Source organism: Salinirubellus litoreus (assembly GCF_037335815.1).
Lineage (GTDB): Archaea > Halobacteriota > Halobacteria > Halobacteriales > Haloarculaceae > Salinirubellus > Salinirubellus litoreus.
This window is the reverse complement of the sequence record NZ_CP147841.1, coordinates 4,515,076-4,532,825: the sequence shown is the minus strand read 5'-3', so window position 1 is coordinate 4,532,825 and position 17,750 is coordinate 4,515,076. Positions and strand designations below refer to the sequence as shown.

Genomic DNA, 17,750 nt, shown 5'->3' with positions numbered 1-17,750 from the left:
GGGGTGGTCCCGGCGACGACACGATCGCGCTCATCCGACGTACCCGAGCGCACGGAGTCGCTCGGTCCGTTCCGCCTCGTCCACCGAGAACTCCTCGGCGGGTAGCTCGGAGACGATCCGACGTCGCTCGTCCGACGGCACCTCCACCCACGGCACCTCGACCAGTTCGGGGACGTACAGCGAGGGGAAGTGACCGTAGCACCGGACCGGGACCGGGCGGAGCCGTTCGCCCAGGAGCTCACCGTGGTCCGCGGTCACGATCACCCGCCCCTCGACGTGTTCGAGCAGCTCGGCCACGTCCTCCAGCACCAGCTGGAGGTTGCGCTCGTACGCACGCCTGATCTCCTCGGCCGTGGTCTCCCCCGGCCAGATCATCCCCCGCCAGTGACCGAGTTCCCCCTCGACGTGCCGCATCTCCGGGGCGATGAACGGTCGGTGTGGGGTCATGTAGTGGACCACGATCCGCTTTTCGGGGTACTCCGCGTGGGCCTCGAGGGCGGCCTCGGTGATCCGTTCCGGCGGGGCCTCGGTCCCCGACTCGTTCCAGGCGTCGTCGAGGGAGACGGCGTGGAAGGTGTCCGACGGCAGCGTCGTGACGTAGGGGTTGCCCGTCACGTAGACCGTGTCGTGGTGCTTCCGTCCCCCGAACGTCCGCCGGAAGAACTCGCGGCTCTCGCTTCCCGGCGCGATCTCCTTCGAGAGGTTCCCGAGGCCGAGGTCGTACTCGGAGCGGAACGTGTCGTACCGACAGGCGTCGAGGACGATGGCGGTGTCCCAGTCCCGTTCCATCAGCCGGTAGCCCTCCCGTCTCGTCCCGCGCCCGTGGACGAACTGGTTCGCCCGGCGTCCGACGTAGTTCAGTTCCAGGAGGCCCTTCTTCGCGGCCAGCCCCGGGTCCGTCATCGCGAGCTCGACAGCGGCTTGCAGATACCGTCTCATGTCACAGTGCTCGTGGTCCTCCGATCGGCCTCTCGCGCGGGTATTCGGACGTGCGATAATAAAGCCGGTCATCGCTCCGGGAACGACACCCTGGCGTGCCGGCCGTCGGCGTCGGGTCCCCGGGACGAGTCTCGTGGCCGATCCGGTCCGTCGACCCGGACCTCCCGAGGCGGATCACGTCAGACCCTGGATGGCGCGGTGGGCACGAGGGAGGTACTGGTACTCCTCGAGGATGCGACGCCGCGCCTCGGCGATGGCGTCGAGGTTCCGTTCCCTGAGATCGCTCTCGACGATCTCCAGCACCCGCGACGGCGCGTCGGGGTCCTCGATGTCTATCCGGACGTACGAGTCCTCGGGGAGGTAGTCGTCCAGGTTCGTACACCCCCAGTAGATCGGGAGACACCACGCCAGTAACGGGTCGACGACCTTCTCGCTGAAGTAGTGTGGTCCCTTGTAGTTCTCGATAGCGAGGCTGTACCGGTACTCCGCGAGACCGTCCCACTTGTCGTCGATCTCGCCCCGGTAGTGGCTCCCGGAGAACTCACCCCTCCCGTACAGGTCGAGCTGTGATGCCCCCCGCTCGACGAGCCTATCGAGGAAGTCCATCCGGAGGATGTGACCGTCCGTGACGTGGGGTTTCAGCATCCCCGCGGGCTTCGGTCGGTGTTTCAGGATGCCGGCGCTCAGCATCGCCCGCCGGGCGACGTTCACGAGCGGGTTGCCGATCCGCCCCTTGTCCGTGACGACCCACGAGAGCGATCCCGTCTTGGGAACGTCCTCCGGGCCGATGTCGGTCAGTTCGTCGTAGGACCGCTCGACCCACCACTCCTGGACCAGCGGGTGGCCCGTGGCGGGCGACTCCCTGTGTGCGGCCGCCACGTCCGACCAGTCACAGCGCCCGAACAGGGGTGGTTCGCGACAGAAGAGGAGCCGCTCCTCGGGCGGGACCGCGAGGGCCTCCTCCGGCGGCTGGTTGATTATCGCCGTGTAGTCCGCGTCGTCGGGGTCCGTCGTGAGCGTCGTCGTCTCCCAGGTGCCCGAATCCCCGGGAGTCCGTTCGAGCAGCCGCTCGTACAGCTCCTCCGGGGGCCGAGGTCCCAGACGAAACGGACTGACGCCATGTCCGGGCCGATGACGACGCCGGTGTTAACGGTTTCCCGTCCCGCCCGACCTCGCTACGCCTCGCTACGCTGTGTCGCGTACAGCTCCGCGTACAGTCCGTCGTCCTCGAGGAGTTCGTCGTGCCCGCCGACGTCCGTGATCCGTCCGTCCTCGACCGTGTAGATGCGGTCCGCGTTCTTCACCGTCGAGAGCCGGTGTGCGATGGTTATCAGCGCGTAGTCCCGCTCCATCGACTCGATGGCCGCCTGCACCTCGCGCTCGATGTTGCTGTCGAGGTCGCTCGTCGCCTCGTCGAGCAGGAGGATATCCGCGTCCTTCAGGAGGGCTCGGGCGAGTGCGACGCGCTGCTGCTGGCCGCCCGAGAGCCGGACCCCGTCGTCCCCGAGCATTGTGTCGTACCCGTTCGGCAGTTCGTCGAGGAACTCGGTGACGCGAGCGATCTCACAGACCCGCTCGATCTCCTCCTCGGAGGCGTTCCGGTCCGCGAGCCCCACGTTGTACCGCAGCGTGTCGTTGAATATGAACGGGCTCTGTCGGACCACCGAGACGTGCTCGCGCCACTCGTCGAGGTCGAACCCGTCGATGGGTCGGCCGTCGGCGAGTATTCGCCCCTCGTCGGGCTCGTACAGCCGGGGGATGAGCGAAACGACGGTCGACTTGCCCGCCCCGGACTGGCCCACGAACGCGACGAACTCGCCCCGCTCCACCTCGAGTGAGACGTCGTGCAGGACCGGTTCGTCCTCGTAGGCGAACGTCACCCCGTCGAACTCGATGCGGTCGACCGTCTCCGGAACCGGCTCCGAGCCCGATTCGGGCTCCGTGTTTCGCGCGAGCCGGTCGACGAACCGCTGGTTCCGGGTGAGATGGGGGAGGTCGCTCTCGAGGGCGTAGTAGAGGTCGTTCAGCGTGCTGACCCGGGGGGCGAGCCGGAACATCGCGAACAGGAAGACGCCGAGTTCGCCGAACGAGAGCGGCGTGGCCGTGAGCGCGAAGTAGATCAGCACGAACACCGTGACCGCGCTCGTGAACTGGTAGAAGTTGTTGATCCCCGCCTGATTGCGCTTCACCGTGACCGTGGACCTGACCAGCTGGTCGATGGAGCGCTGGAAGTCCTCGAACAGCTCCCCGTCGACGCCGAACACCTTCACGTCGCGTATCCCCTGGGTGCCGGCCTGGACGGCGGCCTGGACCCGTTCGTTCGCCTCGGCCACCCTGTCACCGACGACGTAGCCCGGCTCGATGACGAACCGGACGACGTAGGTGATCGCCCCGAGCAGAATCAGCGTGAGCCCCGTCAGGAGCGGGGCGAGGTAGAGCGCGACCGCGAGGTAGATCGCGGCGATCATCGCGGTCTCCAGGAGCTGGACCGCACGCGTGATGGTTCGACCGGCGAACGTCGCCTGCGTGATGATCGCGTTCAGTATCTCGTCTGACCCCTCACGATCGAAGTACCTGACCCGTGCGTCGAGCGCCGCGTCGAAGGCCTCGGTCTTCAGCGCGCGGGTGTAGTCGGTCTGGAGGTCGACCCGGAGCCACGCCACCGCGAAGCTCGTCAGGTACCGCATACCCATCGCGATGACGACCCCCACGATCACGTACTCGAGGACGAACGGGAGGCCGATGGTCTCGTAGACCCGGACGAACGCGCCGAGCAGGCCCGTCGCCTCCTCCGGGGAGGTCCCGCCCGGCCGGGCGAGTTCGACGATGGGGAGGATGAACCCCAGGCCCAGGCCCTCCAGCCCCGCGGCGACCACGCTCAGGGCCAGTATCGTGGCCGACCGCTTCGGGGCGAACCCCACGATGTTCCAGAGGGCACGGCGGCTCTCGCTGCTCATCCGTCCTCACCCGTCTTCCGTGTCGAATCGAACTCGGTGTCTCTCACGCTGTGGACTCACGACCGTGCTTCTTCCGCGGATTCGACACCGCCGCTCATCAATAGTTCGGAACCGTCGGTTTCCGACCCGGAATCGGGACGGCGGTTCCCCCCGGGATCACTCCACCACCGCCTCCGGCGTCGGCTCCTCGCCGTAGCGGTCCCGGTGGAGCATCTCGGCGATACGGAAGTCGACCGTCTCGTCGATGTCGATCGCCTCCCAGGGCTCCATCGGGAACATCTCCGGGTCGTCGCCGATGCGGTTCTCCCGGCGCTCGACCGACGCCTCGGTGAACAGGTAGAGGTTGGAGTTCTCCTCGTAGACCGGCGGGAGGTCCTGAGTGCGCTTGAGCTCGTCGCGCCGGTGGTTGATGGGCTCGCCGTCGGCGTCCCACAGCCGGGTCTGGAGCGGCGTCACGGAGAACAGCGAGTCACAGTCGCGCTCCTCGAACGCCGCGACCGCGTCCGCGACCGTCTCCGGGCGCAACAGCGGGTTCGTACAGTGGGTCTGGAGGTAGCGGTCGGCCTCCGTCCGGCGGACGTCGTGGAGGATGATCTCGTTCATCTCGACGTGGTCGCCCCGGAGCCGCTCGGGTCGTTCGAGCACCGACGCTCCGAGCTCCCGGGCCTCGTCGGCGATCTCCGCCGAATCCGTGTTCACGACCACCTCGTCGACCGCCGACACCGCGTTCAGCGTGTTGAGGACCCAGTGACACAGCGGCCGGCCGTTGAACGACCGGAGGTTCTTGTTCGGGACGCGCTCGCTGTGTCCCTTCATCGGGACGAGGGCGACGAGCCGGGCCATGGTCCCTCTCGACGACGTGACGGCAAAATACGTTAGGGTTCGCCCGGCGCCGCGTGTCAGCGACGGAATTCGACGACGGTTCCAGGGAGGTCCCTCGAACGCCGCCCCGTCCGTGCCGGCGTCCACACTTATGCCCCCGGCACCGCAGGTGTGACCGTGCACATCGACGGCACTCCGATCGGGCCGGACGACCCGCCGTACTTCATCGCCGAGGCGGGCGTCAACCACAACGGCGACATGGGGATGGCCGAGCGGCTGGTCGACGCCGCGGCCGACGCCGGGGCGGACGCGGTGAAGTTCCAGACGTTCAGCGCCGACCGGCTCGTCACGCGCGAGGCGTCGAAGGCCGAGTACCAGACCGAGACCACCGGCGAGGGCTCGCAGTACGAGATGCTGAAGCGGTACGAGCTCGACCGGGCGGATCACGAGCGGCTGATCGACCGCTGTGCCGAGCGCGGGATCACGTTCCTCTCGACGCCGTTCGACCCCGAGAGCGCCGACACGCTCGCCGACCTCGGGCTCCCGGCGATCAAGATCGGCTCGGGCGAACTCGACAACCATCCGCTGCTCGAACACGTCGCCGGGTTCGGGCTCCCGATGGTCGTGAGTACGGGGATGGGAACGATGGCGGAGGTCCACGCCGCCCGCGAGGCCATCCGCGGCGTCGATCCGGATGCGGAAGCCGCCTTCCTCCACTGCACGTCGGCGTACCCCTGCTCGCTCGACGACGTGAACCTCCGCGCGATGGGGACCATGATGGCCGAGCTCGACGAGCCGGTGGGCTACTCCGACCACACGACGCTCCCCGAGACGCCGGGGTTCGCCGTCGCCGCGGGCGCGTGCGTCGTCGAGAAACACTTCACGCTCGACTCGACGCTCCCCGGGCCGGACCACGAGGCGTCGCTCGAACCGGACGAACTCGCCCGGGCGGTCGAACTCGCCCGGGCGGCCGCGCGGACCCGCGGGCGCCCCGAGAAGCGCCCGACCGCCGTCGAACGCGAGAACGCCCCGACCATCCGGAAGAGCCTCCACGCCGCGACGGACGTAGCGGGAGGGACGACCATCGAGGCCCGTCATCTCGCCGTCCTCCGGCCGGTCGAGGGGCTCTCCCCGCGATACCACGACGCCGTCATCGGCGCGCGGACGACCCGCGACCTCGCCGCCGGCGACCCGATAACGCGGGATAGCGTGACGGTCGACCTGGACGCCGACGGGGTCGACGAGGGTGTCGAGGACGTAACCGACCGGGATGAGGGGACCGACGAGTGATGTTCGACGGCGACGACACGGTCCTCGTGGTCGGCGCGCACCCCGACGACGAGGTGCTCGGCGCGGGGGGGACGATGGCGAGACACGCCGCCGCGGGCGAGGAGGTCCACACCCTCGTCGTCACCGAGGGGACGACACAGCAGTACGACGACGAGGACCTGATCGAGGAGAAGCGCCGGGACGCACGGGCGTGCGCCGACCGGCTCGGCGTCACCGACGTTCACTTCGGCGACCTGCCGGACATGCGGCTCGACGACGTGGCCCACGTCGAGGTCAACGCCGTGATCGAGGCGGTCGTCGACGAGGTGAGCCCCGACGTCGTCTACACCCACTCCCGCCGGGAGGTGAACCGCGACCACGTCGCGGTCCACGACTCGACGCTCGTCGCCACCCGACCGGGATCGGGCGTCGCGACCGTCCTGGCCTACGAGACGCCCTCCTCGACCGAGTGGTCGCCCCGGATGGAGGGGTTCGAACCCGACCTGTTCGTCGATATCGGGAGCCACCTCGACGCGAAGGTCGAGGCGTTCGAGGCCTACGAGACCGAGGTGCGGGAGTACCCCCACCCGCGCTCGGCGGAGTCCCTGCGCGCGGTCGCGAAGGCCCGCGGGGCCGCCTGCGGGGCGCACGCCGCCGAGGCGTTCGACGTCCTCCGTGCGTACCGCTGATTCGGCTACTCCCGCTCCCCGTTCGGCGTCCCGTCAGTACGACGAGAGCGTCCCGACCCGGTCGACGTCCTCGGCCTCGTCGGCCGGCGTCACCTCCACCTCCACGTAGTACCGCTCGCCGTCGACCTCCAGGAAGGCGTTGTCGAACGGCGGGAAGGTAAGCGCGCGCAGGACGTCGAGGAGCTCCTTCGTCTCGTAGCGTTCCTCGGGGTCGATCCGGCAGAGTTCCCGGAAGTCGGATTTGTAGTGGTAGGTCGCCTCCGCCTCGGTCTGCTCGGTCGTCTCGACCTCGCCGGCCTCGATGTCGGGCCACGACTCACGAAACAGCTCGACGGAGGCCCGTTCGATGCGCCGGTAGAGCGACCGACCCGTGTCGGCGAACGTCGTCTCCACCCGCCGGCGCGCGATGATCTCACCCGTGTCGACACCCGGGTCCATGTAGTGCATCGTCGCCCCCGCCGGGAGCCCCTCGACGATGCTCCAGACGTTCGGGTTGAACCCGCGGGCGTGGGGGAGATAGCCCGGGTGGACGTTGATACACCCCGCCTCGGGGATCTCGAGCACCTCCTCGGGGAGGATGTGCTGGAACCCGACGGCCACGACGACGTCGGGATCGAGGCGTTCGACGAGCGAGAGCTGCTCCTCGGTCGTCACGAGCGCCTCGACGCTCACCTCCTCGCGGTCACAGAGCCACTCGTATATCTCCCAGCCCGCGTCGTTGATCCCGAGAAAGACGACGTCCATGACGGGGGCGGGGTACGGAGGCGCTTAAACGTGGCCGGTGCCCGAGCGGATCGACCCGGAACGGTAGTGGTATCCCCTCGTCATCCGGGTCCCCGACGAGGAGTCACTCCAGCCGATCGCGAGCGTTCTCGAAGGTGTCGCCGACCTCGAACCCGTGGTCGTCGAGGAGCGCCCCCGCGGGGATCGGGTCGTCCTCCCCGACCTGCACCTCGGTCAGTTCGATCACGCCCTCCCACGCGCCGACCCCGAGCGCGTCCCCGTCCCGATACGTGATCTCCCCGGGAGCGACGAACGCCGGCTCGTCCTCGGGCGGGTTCGCGGCCCAGACCGTCACCTTCCGGTCGTCGAGGTAGGAGAACGCGCCCGGATAGGGTCGGGTCTGCCCCCGGATCCAGTCGTAGACCTCTCTCGGACCCGCCGTCCAGTCGATCAGTCCGTGGTGTGGGTCGCGCCTGGGCCACCACGTCGCACGCGAGTCGTCCTGCGGCTCCCGGGGGATCTCGCCCGCCTCGAACTCGGGGTAGTGTCTCCGTATCAGCGCGCGGCCCGCCTCGACCATATCCGCGTAGAGCGACGCCGCGTCGTCCTCCCTGTCGATGGGAAGCGGCTCCTGACCGACGAGATCGCCGGCGTCGGCCGCCTCGACCAGGTGGAAGAAGGAGAGCGCGGTCTCGTCGAGCCCCTTGACGATCGACCAGGCCAGCGGTGCCCGGCCCCGTCCGCGGGGAAGCGGCGCGGGGTGCATCCCGAGGGCCGCGACCGACGGGAGGTCGAGCACCTCGCCGTCGACGAGCCGCGACCACCCGACGACGAACAGGAGTTCCGGATCGTCCTCGCGTATCTCGGCCTTCACCGAGTCGGTGTTGACCGACTCGACCCGGTGGAGGGAGACCTCGTGCTCGCTGGCGAACGCCGCGAGATCGGTCTGGTCGGCGAGCTCCTCCCGCTCCGGACGCGTGTAGACCGCCCGGACGTCCGCCCCGAGGTCGACGAGCTCCTCGAGACAGGCCAGCCCGAGTTCGTTGTGGGTGACGAAGACGACCCGCATCGTCGGGGGGTCGGCGGCGCGGATGAAAGCCGTTGTGACCACCGGTCGCGTACCCGCCGGGGGATCGGGCGGAAGCGGTGGCGTCTCGCGTCTGGATCGCCCCCGTTCGGGCGGGATGCGGACGAGGACGCGGCCTCCGGCTCGCACGCCGGGACGAGCCCGTGCGTGTCCACTGCTCGGTAGCGAGTCCCTCCAGTGATGCCGTCGATCGTGCTCGACACGCGCTCGCACGCGGGTAGATGCACGCCAGCTCCGGGGTGACGATCAATCGATCCCGGCGAGGGCAGTCGACACGACGCCCCTGATCTCGGCCCGGAACCGCTCCCTGCCGAACCGCTCGACCTCCGTCGAGAGCTGTCTCCCGATCTCGCGCTGTCGTTCCGGGTTCTCGAGTAGCCCCTCGATCCTCTCGACCGCGTCGGCCGTACCCCCGTAGCACAGCTCCTCACGTCCGTCGACGATCTCCACCTGTCCGCCGCTGTCGTGGACGAACGGGAGGGCCCCGGCGGCCGCGAACTCGGCGACGACCATCCCGAAGTGCTCGGCCCTCATCCCGTGGAGCCCGTACCGATGACTCCCCAGGAGATCGAGTAGCTCCTGCCGGGGGAGTTCTCCCTCGAAGTGGATCCCGTCCGTCGCGTCCGCCCGTCGTCTGATCCGCGTGCCGTACTCCGTCCCCCCGCCGGGACCGACGATGTGGAGGTGAACGTCGCGTCCGCGGCTCCTGAGGGCGGAGACGATCCGGATACTCCGCTCGACGTTCTTCTCCGGCGAGAGCCGTCCGACGGCGACGAAGCCGTGCTCGCGCGACTCCCACGGTCGACTCGCCGCCCGCAACGCCGAGACGTCCACGGGCGGGTAGACCACCCGTGGCCGGACCCCGTATCGGCTCTCGACCGAGGTCGCCGTCCACTCCGAGTTCGCCAGCAACGTGGATCGGCCGACGCGGTCGCGGTCGTATCCGCCCACCATCTCGACGAGCCGGAGGTACGCTCGCTCCGTCGCCCCCCGGCCGTGGCCGGCTCCCGTCGGGTAGTGGACGTACTGTACTGCCGGGAGTCGGAACGCGAACTCGTTGTAGGTGCTCACGACGAGGTCGTAGGCGTCGAGGTCGCAGGCGCGCTTGAACAGTGACGCGCGGATCTTCCAGAGGGAGCCGTCGGGGATCGAGAGTCCGTCCGATAGCTTCGTGATCACGGGTCCGGTCCACCCCCCCCGATCCACGTCGACCGTCCCGACGTCGGTGTCGTAGTAGTCGTCGAGCCGTCCGATATCGGGGTCCGTGATCGTGACCAGCGTCACGTCGTGGCGGTCCTCGAGCGCCTGGAGGACGTTCATGCAGACGGCCTCCCCGCCACCCCCTGCCATCAGGTGCGGGTGGAACACCGCGATCCTCGCCATTAGTATTCGTCAGTCTGGTATTAAAATAAGGGCTGTGACTCGATCAGCCTCTATCCCCGTTCGGCGGCCCGTTCGGCGGCCCGGAGCAGTGTCCGCCGCTGGTTCTCGGGGCCGAACGAGGCCCGGTTCAGCCACTCCGTCCTCCAGGGGCCGTTCACGAGCCAGTCGGCCATCTCCTCGGGCGTCTCGACGACGGTGTCGATGACGGCGGCGATGTCACCAGCGTCCCGTGCCACGACGGGGAGTTCCGTCTCCAGCGCCTCGAGGACGACGAGCGGTATCCCCTCGTACGGTGACGGGTGTGCGTACACGTCCGCCGCCCGGTAGTAGGCAGGCATCCGGTCGTGGGGAACGTGCCCCGCGAGTCGGACCGTTCCCCGGTCGAACCGCTCGGCGAACCGCCGCCGGAACGGCCCGTCGCCGACGAGCAGGAAGAGGACGTCGCTCCGCGCCGTGACCCGCTCGACGACGCGCCGGAGGAACGGCATCCCCTTCTGCTCGGAGAGCCGACCGGCGTAGAGGACGATCGGTCGGTCCTCGGGGAGGTCGAGCGTTCGCTTTGCTTCCCCGGAATCGGTCGGCGGGTGGAACCGCCCCCGTGGGTCGAGCGGCGGGGGGAGTACGGTAATCCGTCCGTCGTCGACCCCGCGCGCTCGTAGCTCCGACCGGCCGTAGGGTCCGAGTACTATCGTTCCCGAACTCAGACGTCGTGGGATCCGCCCGATGACGTGGTCGAGTACGTATATCCGCGCGCGTTCGAACCCCTCGAACGCCCGGTACTCCCCGAACGCATCGACCTGGAGCCGGGTCAGGACCGGCACGCCGGCCGTGCGTCCGCCGAGACACGTCCCCGGGGCGTGGACCTTGTACTTCCAGAGCTGGACCAGCAGATCCGGGGACCGGCGTCGGCAGTAGCGCCGGGCCGCCCGGTACGCCGCGAGAACCTCCCCGAGGGCCCCGCCCCCGTCGTAGGGCGTTCGCTCGACGTGCGCGTAGTGAGGGGCCGCCCCCTCCGGGAGCGGCGCTCCGCCGAACGCGTCGACCTCGTGTTCGCCGGCCAGGTGGGCACCGTACGCCTCGAACACGCGAGCGGCGTTGTCGGTCGAGGCCCCCCTGCTCCCGAGGTAGACGCCGATTCGCATCGCTCCCCCGTCCACACCGGCCCGGGTTATAGACTCCGCTCTGATCGCGACGACGGCGATACCTTCTCCACCCTCCGATGCGGGTACCGACCAGAGGTCATGGCCCCCCTCGTCTACTACCTCCCGAACGTCACCGACGTGACGAGCGTGACGCCGTACAACCACGCGATCGCCGTCGCCGATCTGGCGACCGAGTCGACGCTCCTCACCTACCCGGCCGCCCCGCCGGCCGCGGTCGAGGCCGCGTTCGACCGCGTCGTGGTCCTCCGCTCCGGACTCCCACCCGTGCGGGCCTGGCGGGCCAGCCGGATCGCCGACCGACTGCTCGACGCGGAGGACGGCGTCTACCTGACGACGTTCCACTACGCCCCCGCCCTCTCGGGGTACCTCTCCGACCGGCGCTGGGTGCTCGACGTCTACGACGACCCGATGCAGTACGTCTACAACCGCGATTCCCGGGTGCAACCGATAACGGTCCGGGGACTGCTCTCGCTCCTCGACCGCGCGGACCGTGCGGTCCACACCGTCCACCCCTCGACGCCGCGGACGTTCTCCGGGGACGTTCGCTTCGCCGCCAACGGGGCCGACGTCGAGGGGCTCGAACCGTCGTTCGACGTCGGGGACACGCTCCGGCTGGTCCACGCCAGCTCGCACGACGCCGGTCTGGCGGTGACGCTCGAGGCGCTCGCCGGGCTCGAGGCGGGCGCGCGTCTCGACGTCTACGGCGACGTTCCGGAGCGTCACGCCGCTCGCGCGGACGCCCTCGGCGTCACGAACGACGTCACCTTCCACGGCCCGACCGATCACGGGCGGGTCCGTCGAGCGGTCGAGCGGGCCGACGTCGGCCTCTGTCTCCTCGGCGACCGGCCCGACTGGCGGTACGCCCACCCGATCCGGATCGGGGAGTTCCTCGCGGCCGGGACGGTCCCACTCGCGTCGGACCTCCCCGGGGTTCGAGACCTGACACGGGACGCCGGCGTCCTCGTCTCCCCGACCTCCATTGCGGTCGAGAGCGCACTCGCTCGGCTCGCCGACTGCGCCGACCTCGCGGCCCAAAAGCGGCGGGCACGGGAACGGGCCGAGTATATCCCCTGGCACGAGGAACGACGCTGGTTCGCGAGACAGGTGCTCGGCTTGGACCAATACCCGTCGTGAATGTCGCTGTCGGAGATCGGCAGCGTCACTGACCTGCTCCGGGACCTGGGGTACCTCTGAGACCGGGGATCCAGCGACGACTCTCCCATCCTCTCGGTTCCCGGCGCGTGCAGCAGCGAATAGTGCGTACAATTATCCCAGAAGCAGTCCTGCCTACGATGATGCGGGACACGCTGGGTCGGGCGCTCGGCACTTACGCGGCCGAGGGCGCGACCGAACTGACTCGACGGGTGCTCCAGTACCTCCTCCGTACCGCCTACTTTCGGGTCTCCGACGACACGTTCCGACTCCACCAGCAGGTCCGGAACAAACTGTTCGAGGAGGCGAACCTCAACGTCTGCCGAAACGGGGACGCGATGGCCGCACACGACGAGAACAAGAGGAACGTGCTCGTCCTCACCGAGTCCCCCGCGGTAGTCGAACACGAGGACTGGGTGGATCCCAACGAGCAGTTCTACGCCGAGATCTCGTTCGGGAACTTCCTTGGGCTGGATAATTACCGCTGCCCGCGTGCCCTGTACGCCGGGTTCGACGGGTTCGTCCGCCTCGATACGAGCAGGGAATACGGAGAGAAATCGGCCACCGTCTCGATGATATACTCAGACAAGCGGACACTACCGGGTCACGTGTTCCGGCACGAGATTGCCGACGCGGTCGCCGACCGGGTGGATCTCTACGGTTCCGGAACGGGGACGTACCTCGAGGAGAAGGCGGTGTCACTAAACCCATACATGTATCAGGTCGTCGTCGAGAACGGGAAGTATCCGGGGTACGTCTCGGAGAAATTCTACGACTGCTTGAAGACGCTGACCGTCCCCATCTACTGGGGGGGCGAGGAAGCAGTCGAGACGCTGGGGTTCGACACCGAGGGCGTCCTCTTCTTCGACACCCTGGAGGACCTCTCGACGCTCCTCGATGAGGAGGTCTCGCCACGGACGTACGATCGACTGTTACCCAGCCTCCGGCGGAACCGCGAACACTTGATCGATATACGGAACGGGATCCGTCTCGACCAGTACGCGAGCGAGACGTTCCTCGGGTTCACGTTCAGCCCGGACGTAGAGGGACGCAACCTCCACCTTGAGCCCTCCTGAGTACCGGGAGTCCGGCCGCGCGGACACCTCTCGGTCCGGTTCCACTCCAGATCGAACCCGACGGTCACCACCGTCCCCACCGTATGGGCGTGGTCCGGACCCTGCGAAGGGATTACGATGGAGGAACGTCGACGATGCCGCGTAGCGTCTCCGTCCTGCTGCCCGTCTACCGCGACGAACCGTTCCTGAGCGAGGCGCTGTCGAGTCTCGAAGGACAGACGTTCGACGACTTCGAGGTCGTCGCGGTGACGGAGTCGCTGTCGGAGGGGACGGCCGCGGCGCTCGATGCCTCGGGGCTCCCGATCGACCGCGTCGAGTACGACGGCGGTGGCGGCCTCGCCGGCGCACTGAACGCGGGGCTGGAGCGGTGTGCCGGCGACTACGTCGCCCGGATGGACGCCGACGACGTCGCGCTCCCGCACCGACTCGAGCGCCAGGTCGAGTTCCTGGAGGCACACCCCGGCGTGGGCGTGGTCGGGAGCCGCTATCGACGGATCGATCGCGACGGACGCTACCACCGATGTACCGACGTGATGCGGACCGACCTCGAGATCAGGTGGCGGATGCTCCTCTCGAGCTGTATCCCCCACCCGACCGCCGTGATGCGGCGGGCGGTACTCGAACGCCACGACGTCCGGTACCGCGAACGGTTCGACGCCGCCGAGGACTACGACCTCCTCGTTCGACTGCTGGACCACGCCGAGGGGGCGAACCTGTCGGAGCCACTCCTCGAGTACCGGATCGGGACGGAGGACAAGAAGAGCGTCCGGGAGGCGGACAGACAGCGCCGCCTCGCCGACCGCATCTCCCATCGGTACGTCTCGCGGAGCTTCCCCGAACTGGGCCTGAACCTCCGGCAGGTCTCGGATCTCCGTCTCCTGATCCACGGCGGCGGGGCGACCGGGCTGGACAAGCAGGAACTGGGCGCGACGTATCTCGAACTCCTCTCGGCGTTCGAGTCGAAGTACGAACCCCATCCCGACCTGGTCGCCGTCCGCGAGGAGGCCACGCTCCAGCTACTTCGGGCGCTCTCGCGGCCGCCGCTCCGTCCCGACAGTTTGGGACTCGTCGTCGACGCGGTGCGGATCGATCCGCGCCTGCCGCTTCGATTTCTCGGGTACCTTCGGTCGAACCCGGAGGTCCTCACGAGCCGCATCCGCCGGTAACGGTTCTAACCCCGCCGATCGAAATGGGGGTGCGTGACGGTGGCGAGCCCCACGCCACCCGGGGAATCGGTCCGTCGACGGCCGATCGGGCGAATCCCGCGGGGATCACGTGGTGTCACCGACGAGCGGCCACCGGGCCCGTCAGGTCCTCGGACACCGGCCGGGCGGGATCGCAGAGCGCCACCACTCCCGCTCAGTACGTCAGCCGCTTTCGCAGGAGCTCCTCGCCGAGTTCGACCTCGGCCAGTCGTTCGCAGATACGCTCGCCCGCTCCCCCGTAGTCGTAGGGGTTCTCGCATTCGCACACGCGCTCGCGGAACGTCTCGTCGGTGAGACACCGCTCGATCGCCGCCCGTATCGCGTCGGTCTCGTGGGGGACCGAGAGGGTGTTCGCCGCGCGCTCCCGTCCCTCCTGTCGGGGGCCGACGTCGACCACGGGGAGCGAGAACGACGGGGCCTCGATGACCCCGCTGGAGGAGTTTCCGACCATCGCGTCCGCGGCGGCCATCACGCCGAGATACTCCCGGCGCGGGAGGCTCCTGAACGTCCCGACGCGCCCGTCGAACCCGCGGGATTCGATCTCGTCGATCATCCGGTCGCCGCCCGCGTCGGAGTTCGGGTAGATCACGACGGCCTGGGCGTCGAACGACTCGACGGCGTCGAGCGTCGCGGCTATCTGCTCGCCCGCCTCTTCGGGTCGGGTTGTCACGGGGTGCTGGACGACGAGTAGCAGGGGTTCGCCGGGATCGAGCCCGTGTCGTTCGAGCACCGACGCCGGGTCGTCGTACTCGCCGGCGAGCACGTCGTCGAGACCGGGGGCACCCACCGTCGTGACCCGCCGGGGTTCCTCGCCGAGCCGCTCGACCCGTTCGGCGCTCAGCTCCGAGACCGGGAAGTGGAGGTGAGCGAACTTCGTGATGGCGTGACGGATGCTGTCGTCGATGATGGCCCCGTGCATCGAGTCGCCGCCGTGGACGTGCGCGACGGGCACGTTCATGTGTGCGGCGGCGAGCGCGCCCGCCAGCGCCTCGTCGCGGTCGCCCAGCAGCAGGACGACGTCGGGGTCGAGGCTCGCGAACGCCTCGGCCAGGCCCGACGTTCCGAGCCCGAGCGATTTCGCCATCGCCTTGCCCGTGTCCCCCTCGACCTGCATCAGCACCTCGCGGTCGACGGCGAACCCGTCCTCGCGTATCTCCTCGACGGTCCGCCCGTGGCGCGGCGAGAGGTGCATCCCCGTGGCGACGACTTGGAGCGCCAGTCCCTCGCGGTCGCGTATCGCCGCCATCGAGGAGCGCAGCAGGCCGTACTCCGCGCGGGTCCCCGTGAGGACGAGCACGCGCCGATCGTCGGCGCCGTTCATACCCACCCACTCGCGGCCTGGACTATCAACCCCACCCAATCGAGCGCACTCCGTTACCCCCGGCCTCGTGGCCACGCCCGGTCGCTTCGGTTCGCCGAGTGCCGTGGCGGGGCGTGGGATGCGCGCCCGTCGTCACTCCCCCACGACGAGCGCGTACACCCGGTCCGCGACCGCCGGGAACGCCGCGATCGCGACGCCGCCGACGGCGGCCGGGAGGAGGATCGAGAGGACGTGGTACCGCGTCAGTTCGAGCACGAACCCGGTCAGGTATGCACAGCCCGCGAAGGTCGCGTTGTAGTAGGGCAGGCGGGCCGCGACCAGCACCGGCGTGAGCGAGACCCACCCGGGGACGCCCGATCCGAGGGGCGTGATCCACCCGCCCCGGATCAGCGCGGCGACGAGGACCGTCGCCATCCAGACGACGAGGATGCTGGTCTTGACGCCGTAGAACCCCGGTCGATCCCCGGCCATGACGAGGTAGAGGACGGGCAGACTCACGACGGATATATCCGCGAAGGCGTACACCACGTCGTCGAGGAACACCCCGATCCCGTCCTTCTCGGGCCGGTCCGTGACGCCGAGACCGTGCCACGACGACCGGCGTCGCTCGGTCGCGGCCCTCGTCTGTCTGGTCGGGGGGCCCAGCACGGGTGACCGACTCGCGCCCGTTCCCCATAGGCCCTCCGGAGAGTGAGATCCGTATCCCGGTCACCCGATCCGGGACGGCGGGACCCGATACCCGATGGCGGCGCTATCGCTCGCCGGTTGGTCGAGCGGAATCGCGCTCCCATCGCGGGGTTCGGCCGGTCCGAGGCGGGTCTCCCGCGGGACCGCTCACCGTTCCCGGGGGAGTGAGAGGCGGGCGGCCCCGTCCGGAGCCCGTGGCGGACTCACAGTCCAGTCACGTCGGAGCGTTCGATCATCGCCACGATCTCCTCCTTCGAGAGCAGCCGCTCGTCCTCGGAGGTGTACTCCTCCGAGACGAGGGGGGCGTCGTCGTAGTTCACCGCCTCGTAGCCCGGGACGTCGATCTGCGGGAGGATGGCGAACATGTCCCCGAGGTCGCGGGCGTGAGCGCTCTCGTCGGCCGAGACGAGCTTCTCGTGGACCCGTTCGGCCGGGCGCGCGCCGACCCGTTCGATCCCGACCTCGTCGGGGTCGTATCCGAACGTCGGGGCGTAGCGCTCGACCATCGCCTCGGCCAGGTCACCCACCCGGAACGCGGGCATCTTGAGGACGAACACCTCGCCGCTGGTCATCCGCTCGTGGGCCTCGAGGACGAGCCCCGCCGCCTCCTCGATGGGCATGACGAACCGCGTCATGTCGGGGTCGGTGACGGTCACCGGTCCCCCCTCGCGTATCTGGTCGACGAACACGGGGACGACCGAGCCGCTGGACCCGAGGACGTTGCCGAACCGGACACAGCCGAAGCGGCTCTCCCGCGAGCCCTTGTAGGCGTTCGCCGCGATGACGAGCCGCTCGGAGAGGAGCTTGGTCGCCCCCATCACCGACACCGGGTTGGATGCCTTGTCGGTGCTGACGTTGACGAACGCGTCGACCTCCTCCTCGACGGCCATGCGGACGAGGTTCTGGGTCCCCTGGACGTTCGTCTGGACCGCCTCGAAGGGGTTGTACTCCGTGAGCTCGACGTGTTTCAGCGCCGCGGCGTGGAACACCACGTCGATGTCCTCGAGGGCCATCCCCAGCCTGTCGCGGTCGCGGACGTCGCCGAGGAGGTACCGCAGACGACCCCGCTTGCCGTACGTCTCCTGGAGGTCGAACAGCGCGGATTCGTCCGTGTCGAACACGCGGATGACGGCCGGATCCGCGGCGAGGAGCTGCTCGATGAGCTTCGAACCGATGGACCCACAACCTCCCGTAACGAGGACGTTCTGGTCCCTCAGTGAATCCATAGGGGCTCGACTCGTGTGCGCGACAAGTCTCTTTTCACCTTGTCGTGACCG

General features: G+C 68.9%; 16 protein-coding genes. 5 read left to right on the top strand and 11 right to left on the bottom strand.

Annotated elements, in window-relative coordinates; translation table 11 throughout:
• Positions 1–30: 30 nt before the first annotated feature.
• The 4 genes from WDJ58_RS22535 to WDJ58_RS22520 all read right to left on the bottom strand — a co-directional run bounded on the left by WDJ58_RS22535 (position 31) and on the right by WDJ58_RS22520 (position 4,739).
• The gene (locus WDJ58_RS22535; protein WP_338915564.1) at positions 31–903 is read right to left on the bottom strand and encodes a hypothetical protein; all 873 of its coding nucleotides are present in this window, start codon (positions 901–903) and stop codon (positions 31–33) included.
• A 210-nt stretch (positions 904–1,113) separates the two neighbouring features.
• Positions 1,114–1,818 (bottom strand): glycosyltransferase family 10 domain-containing protein, encoded by a 705-nt coding sequence (locus WDJ58_RS22530; protein ID WP_338915563.1) that lies wholly within the window; start codon positions 1,816–1,818, stop codon positions 1,114–1,116.
• Positions 1,819–2,114: 296 nt separating this feature from the next.
• Entirely contained in the window at positions 2,115–3,896 is a 1,782-nt protein-coding gene (locus tag WDJ58_RS22525; RefSeq protein WP_338915562.1) for an ABC transporter ATP-binding protein, read from the bottom strand.
• A 156-nt stretch (positions 3,897–4,052) separates the two neighbouring features.
• Positions 4,053–4,739: an acylneuraminate cytidylyltransferase family protein gene (locus WDJ58_RS22520; RefSeq protein WP_338915561.1), complete on the bottom strand. Its 687-nt coding sequence runs from the start codon at positions 4,737–4,739 to the stop codon at positions 4,053–4,055.
• 156 nt (positions 4,740–4,895) lie between these two features.
• On the opposite strand from WDJ58_RS22520, the gene neuB reads away from it, so the two are divergent.
• The gene (neuB, locus tag WDJ58_RS22515) at positions 4,896–6,008 is read left to right on the top strand and encodes an N-acetylneuraminate synthase (RefSeq protein ID WP_338915560.1); all 1,113 of its coding nucleotides are present in this window, start codon (positions 4,896–4,898) and stop codon (positions 6,006–6,008) included.
• On the top strand, positions 6,008–6,676 hold the full coding sequence (locus WDJ58_RS22510) for a PIG-L deacetylase family protein (RefSeq protein ID WP_338915559.1): 669 nt from the start codon (positions 6,008–6,010) through the stop codon (positions 6,674–6,676). The genes neuB and WDJ58_RS22510 overlap by 1 nt, the downstream gene beginning before the upstream one ends.
• 33 nt (positions 6,677–6,709) lie before the next feature.
• Here the strand turns inward: WDJ58_RS22510 and WDJ58_RS22505 are convergent, their stop codons facing one another.
• The 4 genes from WDJ58_RS22505 to WDJ58_RS22490 all read right to left on the bottom strand — a co-directional run bounded on the left by WDJ58_RS22505 (position 6,710) and on the right by WDJ58_RS22490 (position 11,011).
• Positions 6,710–7,420: a methionyl-tRNA formyltransferase gene (locus tag WDJ58_RS22505; protein ID WP_338915558.1), complete on the bottom strand. Its 711-nt coding sequence runs from the start codon at positions 7,418–7,420 to the stop codon at positions 6,710–6,712.
• Between the two features lie 103 nt (positions 7,421–7,523).
• Positions 7,524–8,468, bottom strand: coding sequence for a methionyl-tRNA formyltransferase (locus WDJ58_RS22500; protein ID WP_338915557.1), 945 nt, complete (start codon positions 8,466–8,468; stop codon positions 7,524–7,526).
• 264 nt (positions 8,469–8,732) lie between these two features.
• Positions 8,733–9,869 (bottom strand): glycosyltransferase family 4 protein, encoded by a 1,137-nt coding sequence (locus WDJ58_RS22495; RefSeq protein WP_338915556.1) that lies wholly within the window; start codon positions 9,867–9,869, stop codon positions 8,733–8,735.
• A 50-nt stretch (positions 9,870–9,919) separates the two neighbouring features.
• Complete coding sequence (locus WDJ58_RS22490; protein WP_338915555.1) at positions 9,920–11,011, bottom strand: glycosyltransferase family 4 protein; 1,092 nt, start codon at positions 11,009–11,011, stop codon at positions 9,920–9,922.
• A gap of 99 nt (positions 11,012–11,110) precedes the next feature.
• Between WDJ58_RS22490 and WDJ58_RS22485 the strand changes: the two genes are divergently transcribed.
• The 3 genes from WDJ58_RS22485 to WDJ58_RS22475 all read left to right on the top strand — a co-directional run bounded on the left by WDJ58_RS22485 (position 11,111) and on the right by WDJ58_RS22475 (position 14,426).
• A complete protein-coding gene (locus WDJ58_RS22485; RefSeq protein ID WP_338915554.1) occupies positions 11,111–12,166 on the top strand; it encodes a glycosyltransferase in 1,056 nt (351 codons plus the stop codon).
• Positions 12,167–12,327: 161 nt separating this feature from the next.
• Positions 12,328–13,260, top strand: coding sequence for a glycosyltransferase family 10 domain-containing protein (locus WDJ58_RS22480; protein ID WP_338915553.1), 933 nt, complete (start codon positions 12,328–12,330; stop codon positions 13,258–13,260).
• A 134-nt stretch (positions 13,261–13,394) separates the two neighbouring features.
• Positions 13,395–14,426 carry a glycosyltransferase gene (locus WDJ58_RS22475; protein ID WP_338915552.1) on the top strand — a complete coding sequence of 344 codons (1,032 nt, stop codon included), beginning with the start codon at positions 13,395–13,397 and terminating at the stop codon, positions 14,424–14,426.
• Positions 14,427–14,619: 193 nt separating this feature from the next.
• Here WDJ58_RS22475 and neuC read toward each other — a convergent pair whose 3' ends face one another.
• The 3 genes from neuC to WDJ58_RS22460 form a co-directional block, all read right to left on the bottom strand.
• Positions 14,620–15,786: a UDP-N-acetylglucosamine 2-epimerase gene (neuC, locus tag WDJ58_RS22470; protein WP_338915551.1), complete on the bottom strand. Its 1,167-nt coding sequence runs from the start codon at positions 15,784–15,786 to the stop codon at positions 14,620–14,622.
• Between the two features lie 132 nt (positions 15,787–15,918).
• A complete protein-coding gene (locus WDJ58_RS22465) occupies positions 15,919–16,434 on the bottom strand; it encodes a hypothetical protein (protein ID WP_338915550.1) in 516 nt (171 codons plus the stop codon).
• Between the two features lie 242 nt (positions 16,435–16,676).
• Positions 16,677–17,699: a polysaccharide biosynthesis protein gene (locus WDJ58_RS22460; RefSeq protein WP_338915549.1), complete on the bottom strand. Its 1,023-nt coding sequence runs from the start codon at positions 17,697–17,699 to the stop codon at positions 16,677–16,679.
• Positions 17,700–17,750: the final 51 nt, after the last annotated feature.